The sequence below is a fragment of the Mesorhizobium sp. L48C026A00 genome, from assembly GCF_000502375.1.
GTDB classification, from domain to species: Bacteria; Pseudomonadota; Alphaproteobacteria; order Rhizobiales; family Rhizobiaceae; genus Mesorhizobium; species Mesorhizobium muleiense.
In genome coordinates, this window is sequence record NZ_AYWU01000021.1 from 75,586 (window position 1) to 89,251 (window position 13,666).

The 13,666-nt window shown below is 61.2% G+C and carries 16 protein-coding genes and 2 pseudogenes; 12 read left to right on the top strand and 6 right to left on the bottom strand.

Features of this window, described 5'->3' with window-relative positions; translation table 11 throughout:
- Positions 1 to 292: 292 nt before the first annotated feature.
- The gene (locus tag X738_RS70110) at positions 293 to 1,204 is read right to left on the bottom strand and encodes an alpha/beta hydrolase (protein ID WP_023801858.1); all 912 of its coding nucleotides are present in this window, start codon (positions 1,202 to 1,204) and stop codon (positions 293 to 295) included.
- Between the two features lie 47 nt (positions 1,205 to 1,251).
- On the opposite strand from X738_RS70110, the gene X738_RS70115 reads away from it, so the two are divergent.
- Positions 1,252 to 1,704 (top strand): MarR family winged helix-turn-helix transcriptional regulator, encoded by a 453-nt coding sequence (locus X738_RS70115; RefSeq protein WP_023801859.1) that lies wholly within the window; start codon positions 1,252 to 1,254, stop codon positions 1,702 to 1,704.
- A 108-nt stretch (positions 1,705 to 1,812) separates the two neighbouring features.
- Here X738_RS70115 and X738_RS70120 read toward each other — a convergent pair whose 3' ends face one another.
- Positions 1,813 to 2,424, bottom strand: a complete 612-nt coding sequence (locus X738_RS70120) for a pyridoxamine 5'-phosphate oxidase family protein (protein ID WP_023801860.1) — start codon at positions 2,422 to 2,424, stop codon at positions 1,813 to 1,815.
- 223 nt (positions 2,425 to 2,647) lie between these two features.
- On the opposite strand from X738_RS70120, the gene X738_RS70125 reads away from it, so the two are divergent.
- Positions 2,648 to 3,010 (top strand): nuclear transport factor 2 family protein, encoded by a 363-nt coding sequence (locus tag X738_RS70125; protein WP_245277770.1) that lies wholly within the window; start codon positions 2,648 to 2,650, stop codon positions 3,008 to 3,010.
- A 23-nt stretch (positions 3,011 to 3,033) separates the two neighbouring features.
- Here the strand turns inward: X738_RS70125 and X738_RS70130 are convergent, their stop codons facing one another.
- Positions 3,034 to 3,387, bottom strand: coding sequence for a gamma-butyrobetaine hydroxylase-like domain-containing protein (locus tag X738_RS70130; RefSeq protein WP_023801862.1), 354 nt, complete (start codon positions 3,385 to 3,387; stop codon positions 3,034 to 3,036).
- A 304-nt stretch (positions 3,388 to 3,691) separates the two neighbouring features.
- On the opposite strand from X738_RS70130, the gene moaA reads away from it, so the two are divergent.
- From moaA to X738_RS70180, 10 genes and pseudogenes are all read left to right on the top strand, one after another.
- Complete coding sequence (gene moaA / locus X738_RS70135) at positions 3,692 to 4,687, top strand: GTP 3',8-cyclase MoaA (RefSeq protein ID WP_031256000.1); 996 nt, start codon at positions 3,692 to 3,694, stop codon at positions 4,685 to 4,687.
- A 143-nt stretch (positions 4,688 to 4,830) separates the two neighbouring features.
- Positions 4,831 to 5,751 (top strand): DMT family transporter, encoded by a 921-nt coding sequence (locus X738_RS70140; protein ID WP_023801864.1) that lies wholly within the window; start codon positions 4,831 to 4,833, stop codon positions 5,749 to 5,751.
- Between the two features lie 61 nt (positions 5,752 to 5,812).
- On the top strand, positions 5,813 to 6,322 hold the full coding sequence (gene mobB, locus X738_RS70145; protein ID WP_023801865.1) for a molybdopterin-guanine dinucleotide biosynthesis protein B: 510 nt from the start codon (positions 5,813 to 5,815) through the stop codon (positions 6,320 to 6,322).
- 216 nt (positions 6,323 to 6,538) lie between these two features.
- Complete coding sequence (locus tag X738_RS70150) at positions 6,539 to 7,321, top strand: ABC transporter substrate-binding protein (protein WP_023801866.1); 783 nt, start codon at positions 6,539 to 6,541, stop codon at positions 7,319 to 7,321.
- 108 nt (positions 7,322 to 7,429) lie between these two features.
- Positions 7,430 to 8,143: an ABC transporter permease gene (locus X738_RS70155; protein WP_023801867.1), complete on the top strand. Its 714-nt coding sequence runs from the start codon at positions 7,430 to 7,432 to the stop codon at positions 8,141 to 8,143.
- A pseudogene (locus X738_RS70160) lies at positions 8,140 to 8,981 on the top strand (ABC transporter permease). The gene X738_RS70155 and the pseudogene X738_RS70160 overlap by 4 nt, the downstream one beginning before the upstream one ends.
- Before the next feature lie 63 nt (positions 8,982 to 9,044).
- A pseudogene (locus tag X738_RS70165) lies at positions 9,045 to 9,910 on the top strand (NAD(P)-dependent oxidoreductase).
- 8 nt (positions 9,911 to 9,918) lie between these two features.
- Complete coding sequence (locus X738_RS70170) at positions 9,919 to 10,620, top strand: DNA alkylation repair protein (RefSeq protein ID WP_023801868.1); 702 nt, start codon at positions 9,919 to 9,921, stop codon at positions 10,618 to 10,620.
- Between the two features lie 97 nt (positions 10,621 to 10,717).
- Positions 10,718 to 11,161: a GNAT family N-acetyltransferase gene (locus X738_RS70175; RefSeq protein ID WP_280810946.1), complete on the top strand. Its 444-nt coding sequence runs from the start codon at positions 10,718 to 10,720 to the stop codon at positions 11,159 to 11,161.
- A 47-nt stretch (positions 11,162 to 11,208) separates the two neighbouring features.
- On the top strand, positions 11,209 to 11,778 hold the full coding sequence (locus tag X738_RS70180) for a DUF3299 domain-containing protein (RefSeq protein WP_023801870.1): 570 nt from the start codon (positions 11,209 to 11,211) through the stop codon (positions 11,776 to 11,778).
- A gap of 11 nt (positions 11,779 to 11,789) precedes the next feature.
- On the opposite strand, the gene X738_RS70185 is transcribed toward X738_RS70180, so the two are convergent.
- The 3 genes from X738_RS70185 to X738_RS70195 form a co-directional block, all read right to left on the bottom strand.
- Positions 11,790 to 12,281, bottom strand: a complete 492-nt coding sequence (locus X738_RS70185; protein ID WP_006333679.1) for an Lrp/AsnC family transcriptional regulator — start codon at positions 12,279 to 12,281, stop codon at positions 11,790 to 11,792.
- Positions 12,282 to 12,401: 120 nt separating this feature from the next.
- Positions 12,402 to 13,094, bottom strand: coding sequence for a uracil-DNA glycosylase family protein (locus X738_RS70190; protein WP_031256005.1), 693 nt, complete (start codon positions 13,092 to 13,094; stop codon positions 12,402 to 12,404).
- Positions 13,034 to 13,645 carry a glutathione S-transferase gene (locus X738_RS70195; protein WP_023801872.1) on the bottom strand — a complete coding sequence of 204 codons (612 nt, stop codon included), beginning with the start codon at positions 13,643 to 13,645 and terminating at the stop codon, positions 13,034 to 13,036. Before X738_RS70195 ends, X738_RS70190 begins: the two co-directional genes overlap by 61 nt.
- Positions 13,646 to 13,666 lie beyond the last annotated feature (21 nt).

The following is a 13,666-nucleotide window of genomic DNA, read 5'->3' on the forward strand; positions in this document are numbered from 1 at the left end:
GCTTGACGGTCTCGCCCACCGCATCATGGATGTAGGGCGCGACTACACCGATTCATACTGATTTCGTTAAGCTTTCATAAATTTCAGGAGGTCTGTTGCAGAACAGTTTCACAACGGTGGCAACCGAAGCGAATTGGGCCCGCTCCGGTTCCAGCAAATAGCGCTCAGGTTCGGGCGATGGCGCCGCGGCGATGGGAGCCAGCTCAACCAGCCTCTAAGCAGCATTCGGCTGCAAGGAAGCGCTCTTCCTCGAAGCGGTCGATCTCTACACGCAGGTCGAAGCCGTCGCTGTTTAATGCAGCGATACCGGCTCCCGGTGTTCGGCAACGAAGCCGACCGCACGCTCGACCACGCCCTTGTCGGCGAGGATGCGGCGGTGGCCGAGCCCGTCGGCCCAGTAAAGCCGCACATGGTCGCCGGCGCCGGCATAGAGCCTTGCATGGTCGGCGGACACTTCGCGGTCGTCCGGTGCATGGATGACCAGCGTTGGCACCGGCGTGCCGGCAAGCTGGCGGTCGCCGGTGAATTCGTGCAGCGGCCGGCCGGCGATGCGTTCGACCCGGTCGGCCATGGCGGCCTGCGAGCGTGGGCCGACACTGAGCATGCGGCTGAAATCGTTGAAGATCTCCGGCAGCGAGCTCGGTGCCGCGATCAGCACCAGCCGCTCGGCCGCCAGCGGCGGAACGTCCTTGACCGAACCGACGACGGCATTGGCGGCCACGGCACCGCCGAAGGAATGGCCGACGACCGCCACGAACGGGCCGAACCATTCGCCAGCGAGTCGGGCGGCCTCTACAGCGCTGACCAATGTGAGCCGGCGGCCCTGCGACTGGCCGTGCCCCGGCAGGTCGAGCGAGACAACCTTGTAGCCGGCGTCTCGATAGGCTTCGATCAGCGTGCGCATATATTCGGTGCGCGAACGCCAGCCATGGATGACGAGCACCGTGCCGGCGGCCCGCCTGCCCGGCTCTGGCCTGAATTCATGCACCATGACGCAGCCGTTTTTGGTCTTCAGCCGATGATGGCGCGCCTCGGCCATGAAGCCGGCGGCGCGGTCGACGGCGCGCCGCTCGCCGTCGCTGAGGATTTTGGCGTTCGGCGTGCGGCAGAACAGTTCGAATGCCGCGCGACCGGTCAGGCGGGGAGCCACATGTTCGGCGGCGGCAAACACGCCCCGGATGACCTTCAATCCAAATGATGCCATAGTGGCGATCCATCCATTCGTTCAAGCATGAACATAATAGTTCAAACATGAACATTAAACAAGAGCTGCCCTGGGACAACCCGCGTTTTCGCAACTGGGTCGCGGTGGCGCGCGCCTGCCATGCGCTGGAACGCACGCTGGCAGTGAAGCTAGCGCCGCTGGACCTGAAGCCGGCGCAGCTCGACGTGCTGATGAACCTTTACCGCCATCCCGGCATGTCGCAGCACGATCTCGCCCGCCGGCTGCTGGTCGGCCGTTCCAACATCACTATGCTTTTGCCGCAACTCGAGACACGCGGCCTGCTGCGCCGCGAAGGGGATCAGAAGGACAAGCGCGTGCTGCGCCTGACCCTGACCGAAGCCGGCACGGAACTGCTGATGCAGGCGCTGAAGGTCCACATGGCGCTGATCGAGAAAGCGATGAGCCAGTCGACGCCGGAGCAATGCGACATGATCGGCGAGCAGATGCAAAAGATTGCCGACGTGCTCAAGGAAGCATGACTGGAGCATCGGACCCAAAAGCCCGCCCTCGAGCCCGCCCCGGGGTGGATATCGGTTTTGGGAAAATCCGATGCTCAAACAAAGGATGGCGCTCGCGGAGCGACCCGCTCACCACATCGACTTTTTCGCGCGCTCCGGCCATTCCCTGTCGTAAGCCTTGCCGTCGATGCCTTTCCGGCTGGTTATTTCCAGGATTTTTCCGGGTGTCGGCAGCGACTTCGGGTCGACATGCCTCGCCGGGTTCCACAGTTCCGATCGGACAATGGCGCGGGCGCACTGGAAATAGACCGAATCGACATGGATGACCGTGACCGAACGCGCCGGTCGGCCGTCGACGCTGAACGAGGCGCACAGCGCCGCATCCGTGGTGATGTGGGCGCGGCCGTTGACGCGCAGCGTCGTGCCGCAGCCTGGGACCAGGAACAACAGGCCGACGCGCGGATCGCGAATGATGTTTTTTAGCGAATCGGCACGGTTGTTGCCGCGCCGGTCCGGCATCATCAGGGTTTTCGGATCATGGATGCGGACGAAGCCGGCGAGATCGCCGCGCGGCGAGCAATCCAGGCCTTCCGGCCCGCTGGTCGCGAGCGCGGCAAAAGCCGAGGCCTCGATGAAGGCGGCGTATTCGGGGATCACATGGTCGAGTTCCTTGACCATCGAGGTCTCGCCGGGCCGGCCATAGAGCGCTTCGAGCTGCTCGACGGTGGTGATGACGGACATGTTTTCGCCTCCGAGTATCCGCAGCCGCTACTCCAATTCCGTGACGTCTTGACGACACGTGCTGCACCTCATTTCGACCGTCTGGAAACGGGTGTCGATCCCCCAATATTAAGGGGTAAGCCACGTTGATAGCACGATCCTGAAACGGAGACGGAAAATGGATAAACCCTTCGATCGGCGACGTACCGCCTTGGAACTTCTCGAAAATATGTTCGAGGCTGAGATGCGCTTCCTGCAATCAGGGTCGGAGAGCCTCGATATCCTTGCCAGCGCGTTTCACGCGGAAGTTGTCGTGCATGAGCCGCAGTCCCTGCCCTATGCCGGCGACTGGAATGGCCTCGACGGCGTTGGCGCCCTTTTTCGCAAGATGCGGGAAATCTGGAGCGACGTGACCGTGGAAAGCCTTCAGGCCGCCCAAAACGATAACATGGTATTCATGAGCTGCACACTTGCGCTGACATCGCGGGCCAATGGTGCAACCATCAAACAGCCATTTGCCGAAGTCTTGCGCTTCAAGGATGACCGGCTGATCGAAGGCACGCCGTTTTATTACGACACCAGCGAAATACTGGCGATCCTGCGTTGACCGGAGCGTCCCGCCCGAACCATTCAACGATCGCGGCTTAGCCCCTTCTCTTCCAGCTCGGCGAGATAGGCGGCCCAGCGTGCGTCCTTCTCATGACCCAGCGTATGCAGGTAATTCCAGGTGAAGATGCCGGTATCGTGGAAATCGTCGAAGGTGATGCGGACGGCATAGTTGCCGACCGGTTCGATCTTCAGGATCGCAACGTTGCGCTTGCCGGGAACGGTCACGCGCTGTTCGGGCGAATGGCCCTGCACTTCGGCCGATGGCGAGGCAACCCGCAGCAGCTCCGCCGGCAGCTCGAACGGCTGATGGCCAGGGAACGTTACGGTAAGCAGCCTGCGGTCCTTCGAGACCCTGAGTTCCTTCGGCGCCGTCATGGTGATAGGTTCCACATCATCTGTCCCTTCCCTACGCCGCTTCGCGCAGCGGGAAAAGGCCGCTTCGAAACTTCCGACACGATCTGTCGGCGGTGTGATGTTGCCTAATGCATGTCGCGCAAAATTGTGCAGCGGTTTTTGCGATAACGACATGCATAAAAAAACAACCTAAAGCGCGTCGTATGAGGCCGGTCGAACGCGACGCGCTTTAGGAATCGGAACTTCTTGACTTGAATGGTTGGTTGGATCGTATCACATAGCCATATATAACGAAGCCGTTCGCAGCCACGGGAAACGCACCAGCATGGACATGATCGATCCTTTTGGTCGCACGATCAGCTATCTGCGCGTTTCGGTCACCGACCGCTGCGACTTCCGCTGCACCTATTGCATGGCCGAGGACATGGCTTTCCTTCCCAAGAAGGATTTGCTGTCGCTGGAAGAGCTCGACCGGCTATGCACGGTTTTCATTGAAAAGGGAGTCAGGAAACTGCGTCTTACCGGCGGCGAGCCGCTGGTGCGCAAGAACATCATGCATCTGGTGCGTCAGATTTCGCGTCATCTCGAAAGCGGCGCTCTGGAAGAACTGACGCTGACCACCAACGGCTCGCAGCTTTCGCGCTTTGCCGCTGAACTCGCCGATTGCGGGGTCAAGCGCATCAACGTCTCGCTGGACACGCTGGACCCGGAAAGATTCCGCCAGATTACCCGCTGGGGCAATCTCGACAAGGTCATGGACGGCATCGACGCCGCGCAGGCAGCGGGGCTGAAGGTGAAGCTCAATGCGGTGGCGCTGAAGGATTTCAACGACGCCGAGCTGCCCGAGATGCTGCGCTGGGCGCACGGCCGCGGCATGGAGTTGACGGTCATCGAAACCATGCCGATGGGCGAGATCGACGCCGACCGCACCGACCAGTATCTGCCGCTGTCGCTGCTGCGCGCAGCACTCGAGCGGCAGTTCACGCTGACCGACATCCCCTACAAGACCGGTGGCCCGGCCCGCTACGTCCACGTCGCCGAGACCGGTGGCAGGCTCGGCTTCATCACGCCGATGACGCATAATTTCTGCGAAAGCTGCAACCGCGTCCGGCTGACCTGCACCGGCACGCTCTATATGTGCCTCGGCCAGGAAGATGCCGCCGACCTGCGCGCACCGTTGCGTGCATCCGAAGGCAACGAACTGGTCGCCGACGCCATCGACGAAGCCATTGGCCGCAAGCCGAAGGGCCATGATTTCATCATCGACCGCCGCACCAACCGTCCGTCGGTATCGCGGCACATGAGCGTGACCGGCGGCTGATCTTCCTGGTCGCACCGCCGAAATAAATCCTGCCGCTCTTGCGAGGAGGTTGTAACGAGCCTCCGAGGCCGTGGACCAGCCCTTTGACGTTGCTGTCTTGCCGCCGGCTGGTAGAGGCTTGATGCACCACAGTGGTAACGCCTTTGCTTTTTTCCCCAAATCTTCGCGGTGCACTGTTCATGGTGGTGGCGATGAGTGGTTTCACCCTCAACGACGCGATCACCAAAGTCGCGTCGGAATCCATGAACATGGCGCAGGTCATGCTGATCCGCGGCGCCTTCGCTTCGCTTTTCGTAGGCCTGCTTGCCTGGCAACGCGGTGCGCTTGCCCTGCCCGGCTCGATGCTGCAGCCGATGGTGGCGATACGCGTGATCGGCGAAGCCGGCGCTACCGCGTCGTTTCTCATCGCCCTTGCCCATCTGCCGATTGCCAATGTCTCGGCCGTGCTGCAGGCGCTGCCGCTGGCGGTGACGATGGGCGCAGCACTTGTGTTCAAGGAAGGCGTCGGCTGGCGGCGCTGGCTGGCCATCGCCATCGGCTTTGCCGGCGTGCTGATCATCGTGCGGCCCGGCTTCGAGGGGTTCAGCATCTATTCGCTGCTGGCACTGGCCTGTGTCGCCTGTTGTGCGGTGCGTGACCTCGCCACCAAGCGGATACCGCAAGCCATTCCGACATTGCTGGTGTCGACCACCACGGCAGTCGCCATGACCGTGCTCGGCGCGGCGCTGCTTTTGCCGATGGGCGGATGGACACCGATGACGGGGGAAAGCACGGCGTTCCTGGCATTGGCGGCAGTGCTCGTGGTCATCGGTTACCAGTTCATCATCATGGCGATGCGGGTGGGCGACATCTCGTTCATCGCGCCGTTCCGCTACACGGCCCTGCTCTGGTCGATCCTGCTTGGCCTGTTCATCTTCGGCGACGTTCCTGACCTGCCGATGATCCTCGGCGCCAGCATCATCGTCTCCTCCGGCCTCTACGCACTTTACCGCGAACGGATCGTCGGCCGGCGCAAGACAGCCGCCGAAAGCGCTGGACCTGATATGGCGCCGGACGGCATATAGGCTTGCCATTCGCCACGAGTGACCTTGTCCGTGTCGAGGGTCTGTTGCAGAGCATGAAGCCATGATGAGACGCGTCTTCGGTATCACCGGCTGGAAGAATTCCGGCAAGACGACACTGACCGAAAAGCTGGTCGCCGAACTCGTCCGGCGTGGCTGGAAAGTCTCGACGGTAAAACACGCCCATCATGCCTTCGACATCGACAAACCGGGGGCGGACAGTTTTCGCCATAGGCAGGCCGGGGCCACTGAAGTCGCCATCGTGTCGGACAGGCGCTGGGCGCTGATGCACGAATTACGCAGCGAGGACGAGCCGACGCTGGATGCGATCCTGTCGCGGCTCGGCACCGCCGACATCGTGCTGGTCGAAGGCTACAAGCGCGAGGCGCACAGCAAGATCGAGACGCGGCGGCTGGAGGCCAAGGACCAGGCACCGCTTTCGGCAAATGATCCCCACATCGTCGCCATCGCCGCCGACTTCACCATAGCCGACGAAAGCCTGCCCGTCTTCGATCTCGACGACACCAGATCGATAGCCGACTTCATCGAGCGCGCGACAGGTTTGACGCGCTGAGGGTATACTGCCGAAGAAGGATCAGCCGCCCCCTGTTTCCCCGTTGCTATACCTGCCGCAACGTCAGCATTGTCCGGCAATGCGAAACCCGCAAGCAACGGTTTTACAGTTGCTTTTTCTTGGGAAAGAATGGGAGTATCGCGCCAGCGGGCGGTCAACAGAACCGCCCACAGAGCCGCTCGGAACGACGGCCGGGGACATACAGAGAGGACTATCATGCGTACTGCACTGCGTATAGCGCTCGCCGCATCGGCGGCGCTGCTGACATTGGGCGTTGCCCAGGCTCAAGAGAAAACCTTGAGGATCGGCTCGGAGGGAGCCTATCCGCCGTTCAACAACCTGACCGCTGATGGCCAGCTCGTGGGCTTCGACATCGATATCGCCAAGGCGCTTTGCGAGGAGATGAAGGTGACGTGCACTTTCGTCGCGCAGGATTGGGACGGCATCATCCCGGCGCTTCAGGCCGGCAAGTTCGACGCCATCGTCGCCTCGATGTCGATTACGCCGGAGCGTGCCGAGAAGGTCGACTTCACCAACAAATACTACAACACGCCGCCGGCCATCGCCGCGCCCAAGGACAGCGATATCAAAGGCGTGACCAAAGAGGACCTGGCCGGCAAGACGATCGGCGTGCAGGCGTCCACCACCCACTTCAATTATTCAACCAAGACTTATGCCGACAGCACAATCAAGCCGTACCCGACCGCGCAGGAATACCAGCTCGATCTCGCCAATGGCCGCGTCGATGCGGTCAACGACGACATCACCGTCATCGAAGGCTGGCTTGCCACGCCGGACGGCGCCTGCTGCAAGCTGATCGGCGCGATCACGCCCGACATCGAGATCCATGGTCCGGGCGCCGGCATCGCGGTACGCAAGGGCGATACCGCGTTGGTCAATCAGTTCAATAAGGCGATCGACGCCATCCGCGCCAACGGAAAGTACAAGGAAATCAACGACAAGTACTTCAAGTACGACGTCTACGGCGGCGAGTCCTGATCCTTCCGGGTTGACGGCGAACGGCGGGACATCCCCGCCGTTTGCGCAAGGCGCGCCAGGGCTGACGCCGCGCTCTCAAAAAAAGCATAGAGGAGAACAGGCAGGCGGATGCAAAGCGTTTGGACGCTGCTCAGTTGGGGACCCGAAGGCTGGCTCGACGACATCGCCTATGGTGTCTTCATCACCGTTTTGCTTGCAGCCGCGACCCTGCCTGTCGGTCTGATGATCGGCTTTCTGGTCGCCCTGGCCAAGCAATCCAACGAACCGTCGCTGCGGCTGGCCGGCAATATCTACACCACGATCTTTCGTGGATTGCCTGAGCTGCTGACCCTGTTCATGATCTTTTACGGCGCGCAAATCGGCATCCAGCAATTGATGCGCCTGTATGACCCGACCGCCGCGGTCGAAGTGAATGCTTTTGTTTCCGGCATGATCGCGCTCGGCGTCGTCTTCTCGTCCTACGCCAGCGAGGTCTTCCTCTCGGCATTCCGCGCCATCCCGAAGGGACAGTATGAGGGCGGCTATTCGGTTGGCCTGTCGGGCGGGCAGACGATGCGACTGGTGGTGCTGCCGCAGCTTATCCGCATCGCCCTGCCGGGTCTTGCCAATCTGTGGCTTATCTTGCTCAAGGACACTGCGTTAGTTTCGGCGATTGGCCTTGCCGATATTCTGCGGCAGACCGGTGTTGCTGCCCGCGTGACCAAGCACGCCTTCCTTTTCTATGGATTTGCGGCCCTTATCTATCTGCTCCTCGCCATCATATCGTCTTTCGGCATCAATGCCATTGAACGCAGGGTTGGCCGACAACAGGTGCAACGATGAGTGCGGCAGCGGCCGACGTGGCGACCAAGGTCGAAAAACCGCCGGCAATCCCGCGCGGCTGGTCCCGGCAACGTGTATTGGGATATGCGTTGGTCGGTCTCTNGGTCTCTGGATCGTGCTCGGCATCGGCATGATTGTATACTTGGTCGAGGCTTGGAATTCCGAACTCTTCCAAAAATACGCCCCGGGCTACATCTCTGGCCTGGGAGTGACCCTCACGCTTGTCACTGTGTCGATCGTATTGGGAGCCGTTCTTTCAGTTCCTGTCGCGTACGCGCGGATGTCCAGGAACCGGACCCTGTCCAGCTTTGCCTACGCTTACGTCTACTTCTTCCGCGGCACTCCGCTTTTGACCCAAGTCTTTCTTATCTACTATGGAGTGGGTTCGTTTCGACCGGCACTTGAAGCTGTCGGCCTGTGGGGCTTTTTTCGCGAAGCTTGGTACTGCGCCATTTTCTCGTTCACACTCAATACAGCAGCCTATCAGGCTGAGATCCTGCGCGGCGCAATCGAGAGCGTGCCCAGGGGCCAGTGGGAAGGCGCTGCCTCGCTTGGCCTGCACAAATTGCAAACACTGCGCAAGATCATCCTGCCACAGGCATTGATCGTGGCGCTGCGCCCCTACGGCAACGAGATCATCCTGATGATCAAGGGCTCGGCCATCGTAGCCCTCATCACCGTCTATGATCTGATGGGCATCACGAAGCTCACCTATTCGCGGACTTTCGACTTCCAGTCCTATGTCTGGGCGGCGATCATCTATCTGATCATTGTCGAAACGCTGCGCCACGTAGTCGAATGGATCGAACGGCGCATTACGATCCATCTGCAACGCTGACTCCCATCGCTTTGCCTGATCCGCTAAGAAGGCCGGAAAACAGGATTGAAGGGATTCGAAAACATGGCATCGGTGGCATTTCTCGGTCTTGGCGTCATGGGCTATCCAATGGCCGGACATCTCAGGAAGAAGGGCGGCCACGACGTTACCGTCTACAACCGCACCAAAGCAAAGTCCGAGCAATGGGTTGCCCAGTATGGCGGCAGTGTTGCCAACACGCCGGCTGAGGCCGCCGACGGCAAGGACTTTGTCTTTTGCTGCGTTGGCAATGACGATGATTTGCGCGCGGTGACGATTGGAGCCGAGGGTGCGTTCCAGTCGATGAAGAAGGGAGCCATCTTCATCGACAACACCACGGCCTCGGCTGAAGTCGCGCGCGAACTGGCGGAGAAGGCGCAAGTTCGCGGTTTTTCGTTCCTCGACGCACCGGTCTCCGGCGGTCAGGCCGGCGCCGAAAACGGCATCCTGACCGTCATGGTCGGCGGCGAACAGAAAGCCTTCGAGCAGGCGAAGCCTGTCATCGATGCCTATGCCCGCATGGTCGGGCTGATGGGCCCGGCCGGCTCGGGCCAACTCACCAAGATGATCAACCAGATCTGCATCGCCGGCCTTGTCCAAGGGCTGGCCGAAGGTATTCATTTCGGAAAGAAGGCTGGGCTCGACATCGAAAAGGTCATCGAGGTGATCTCCAAGGGCGCGGCCGGCTCATGGCAGATGGAGAACCGCCACAAGACGATGAATGCCGGCAAATATGAGGCTTCGCCGTCGACTGGATGCGCAAGGATCTCGGCATCTGCCTGGCGGAGGCCGACCGCAACGGCGCCAAGCTGCCGGTGACGGCACTTGTCGACCAGTTCTACAAGGATGTGCAGGGCATGGGCGGCAAACGCTGGGACACGTCTTCGCTGCTGGCGCGATTGGAGAAGTAGGTTTTGTCGTGGCCGAGCTTTCGCCTCAATCCAGCGCCGAGGAGATTGTCGCCCATCTGCGCTCGATCGGCTCGCAGGAGAACCGCCTTGGCATGCTGCGCTACGGCATCAAGATCGAACGTGCGCTCGGAATCTCGCATGGCGTGCAGAGGCAGATTGCCAAGAAAATCAAGCGCAACCATGAGCGTGCCTTCGAACTATGGGAGTCGGGCATCATGGAAGCGCAGTTCATCGCTTCCGTCACAGCCGATCCGAAGCGGTTTTCTGCTGCGGATGCAAGACGATGGGCGGCGACTTTCGACTCGTGGGATATCGTCGACGGCGTCTCCGATCTCTTTGTCGATACGGATTGCTGGAAGGAGCTGATAGAAGAGTTCGCGGCCGACGAACGCGAGTTCGTTCGACGCACGGCCTTTGCCATGATGGCCTGGTCGGTCGTCCACCGGAAGAAGGAGCCAGAGACGACCTTCCTCGACTTCCTGCCGATCATCGAAGCGCACGCCAGCGATGCCCGTAATTTTGTGAAGAAGGCAGTGAACTGGGCGCTTCGCTCTATCGGCAAGCGGTCGATGAATTTGCACGGCGCTGCCCTTGCCCTGGCACAGAAGCTTGCCGGATCGACCGACAAGACGGCGCGCTGGATCGGCAAGGACGCTGCACGGGAGCTTTCCGATGCCAAGACGCTCGAGCGGCTCGCCAGGAAAGGCTGACCGGAGCCAAATCCGCTTTACTGAGGTGACGCGATCCACGCGCGCCGATTTCGAAAACCTGTTCGAGCAGGCGGGCGGCCCGAAATATTGCTGGTGCATGGCCTGGCGCCACCTCGAAAACCGCGAGCACGCGTCCAACGATGAGCGGAGACGGGCCATGATGGCGCTCATCGAAGCCGGCACGCCGGTCGGTATCGTTGCCCATGCCGAAGGCAACACCGTCGGCTGGTGCTCCGTGGCGCCACGCGAGACCTATCGCAAGCTGTCGCAGGCGCAGGACGACAGCGAGGCGGGTGTATGGTCGATCGTCTGCTTCTATGTGCCGAGGGCGTCGCGCGGCCTTGGACTGGCAAGCGCCCTGCTCGACGCGGCCATCGATCACGCCTTCGCCAAAGGCGCCAGGACCATCGAGGCCTATCCGGTCGATCAGGCATCACCGAGTTACCGTTTCATGGGCTTTCGAGAGATGTTCGTGGCCCGCGGATCTCACGAGATCGGCATGGCCGGCTCGCGCCGGCATGTGATGCGGCTCGAACGTTGACGCTGTCGGCGACGACAGCTTTACTCCTGTCAAATGGAGAGCACACGGTGAGCAATCGTTTCAAATCGACAGCGGCGCTGGCGGCCGTGCTGAGTTCCATAGTGGCGGGCAGCGCTTCCGCCGAAACCGCGCGCATATTCTGGAAGGACCTGCGCCCGGCGACCCAGCCCGCTGCCGAAAGTGTCGGATTGCCGATGGTCGCGGCAAAAATGCCTGACCGTGGCGAGACGCTGTCCCTCAATTTGCGAGACAAGGCCGTCCAACTGGCGGGATATGCGCTGCCGCTCGATCGGGACGGCGATCTCGTCTATCAGTTCCTGCTGGTGCCGTGGACAGGGGCGTGCAGCCACATGCCGACGCCGCCGCCCAATCAGATCGTCCTCGTCACGCCCGCCCGCCCCTACAGGATGTCGCAAGCCTATCAGCCGGTTGCCGTGACCGGCGCGCTGGAGCCGGGCATGGAGAAAAGTCAGCTGTTCATCCTCGACGGTGTCAGCGTGATCCAGTCGGGTTACACCGTGCGCAAGGCGGAGGTGACGGATGTCGATCTCGTGCCGGACACGATCACGCTGCCGGCAAACTCGCCGTGGAGTTTCCTCAACAAAAAGAAGAATTAAGCAACAACTCCTCAGGCAGCGTTGGCGCCCGATTCCTTGTCCAGGACCATGTAGTCGAGCGGCATTTCGGTCGTGTATTTGATCTGCTCCATGGCAAACGACGACGAGACGTCGCGGATCTCGATCTTGGCGATCAGCCGCTTGTAGAAGGCGTCGTAAGCAGCGATGTCGGGCACCACCACGCGCAAGAGATAGTCGACGTCGCCGCTCATCCGGTAGAACTCGACCACTTCCGGAAATTCCTGGATGACCTCCGAAAAGCGGCGCAGCCACTCATGGCTGTGTGAATTGGTGCGGATCGACACGAACACGGTGACGCGCACATTGACCTTTTCATGATCGAGGATGGCGACGCGCCGCTTGATGACGCCTTCCTCCTCGAGCTTCTGGATGCGCCGCCAGCAGGGCGTGGTCGACAGTCCGACTTTCTTGGCGACATCGGCGACCGCGAGCGTCGCGTCCTCCTGCAAGAGGCGGAGGATTTTTCTGTCAAGGCGGTCCATTTGGGTGCTCCCACGGGGATAGATCAGGAATAGATTGGCTATAGTCCTTCTTATTTGGGCCATTCACAAGAAAGAAATTCTGTCAGATGGCGCAAAAGCGAGTGATTTCTTGCTTACGCGTCAGCCGAGGCGATAGCGGATTTCCGATCTCAGAAACGGCAGCAAATCCATTTCAAACCACGGATTGCGCTTCAGCCAGCCGGTGTTGCGCCACGACGGATGCGGTAGCGGCAGCACTTTCGGGATGGTGGGCGCATCCCAGATGGTGCGCCAATCCATCACCGTCTCCGTCAGCGAGGGCCGGCGCGCGGCGCCCATGTGCCAGGATTGCGCATAGAGGCCGATCGTCAGCACCAGGTCGATATGCGGCATCAGCGCCATCAGCGGCGCACGCCAGGCCGCTGCACATTCGCGGCGCGGCGGCAGGTCGCCGCCCTTGGCATCTTGGCCGGGAAAGCAAAAGCCCATCGGCACGATGGCGAATTTTGTCGTGTCGTAGAATTCTTCGCTGCTGACGCCCAGCCAGTCCCGCAACCGATCGCCGGAGGCGTCGGTGAACGGCGTGCCTGACATATGCACCTTGGTGCCCGGTGCCTGGCTGGCAATCAGGATACGGGCGCTCGACGACGGCCTGAGCACAGGGCGCGGCTCATGCGGCAGCGGCTGGCCGACCGGGTTTTCGACGCAGATTCGGCAGGCGCGCACCCTCGCCGCGAAGTTTTCCAGGTCTCGATCATGCCTGGGGCTCATCCTCAGGCCGCGGCGCTCGGCCGGCTGGAGATCGCCTGATGCCAGCGCAGCACGTTGACACAGTCTTCCGGCACCTTGATGCGCGCCGGCTTCATGAACTGGATGGCAATCAGCCCGGTGATGTCGGCGATCGAATAGGCGTCGCCGGCGACGAATTCGCGGTTCGCCAGTTCGTCGTCGAGGAATTTCAGGAATTCAACGGTTTTCAGCTTGTTGGCCTCGCCCCATTCGGGGATTTGCGGAATTTCCCATTCCTTCATCGCCGGATGGACGTGGCGGAACGCGGCGCTGACGCAGTTGAGCAAGTTGAGCTCCATCCGTCTTTGCCACATCTCGACCAGCGCCTTGCCGAGCGCGCCGCGGCCGAACAACGCCGGTTCCGGGTGCAGTTCCTCGAAATAGCGGCAGATGGCGACGGATTCGGTGATGACGGTGCCGTCGTCGAGTTCGAGCACCGGCAGGCGCTGCAGCGGGTTGCGCGAACTGACCGGCTGCTCTCTGTGCTCCAGTGCGCCCATGTCGACGGGCACCAGCGGAACCTCAAGCCCCTTTTCAGTGAGGAAGACGCGAACCCGCCGTGGATTGGGCGCCCGGCCGCCGTCGAAGAGTTTCATCCCATCCTCCTTTCGCACCGG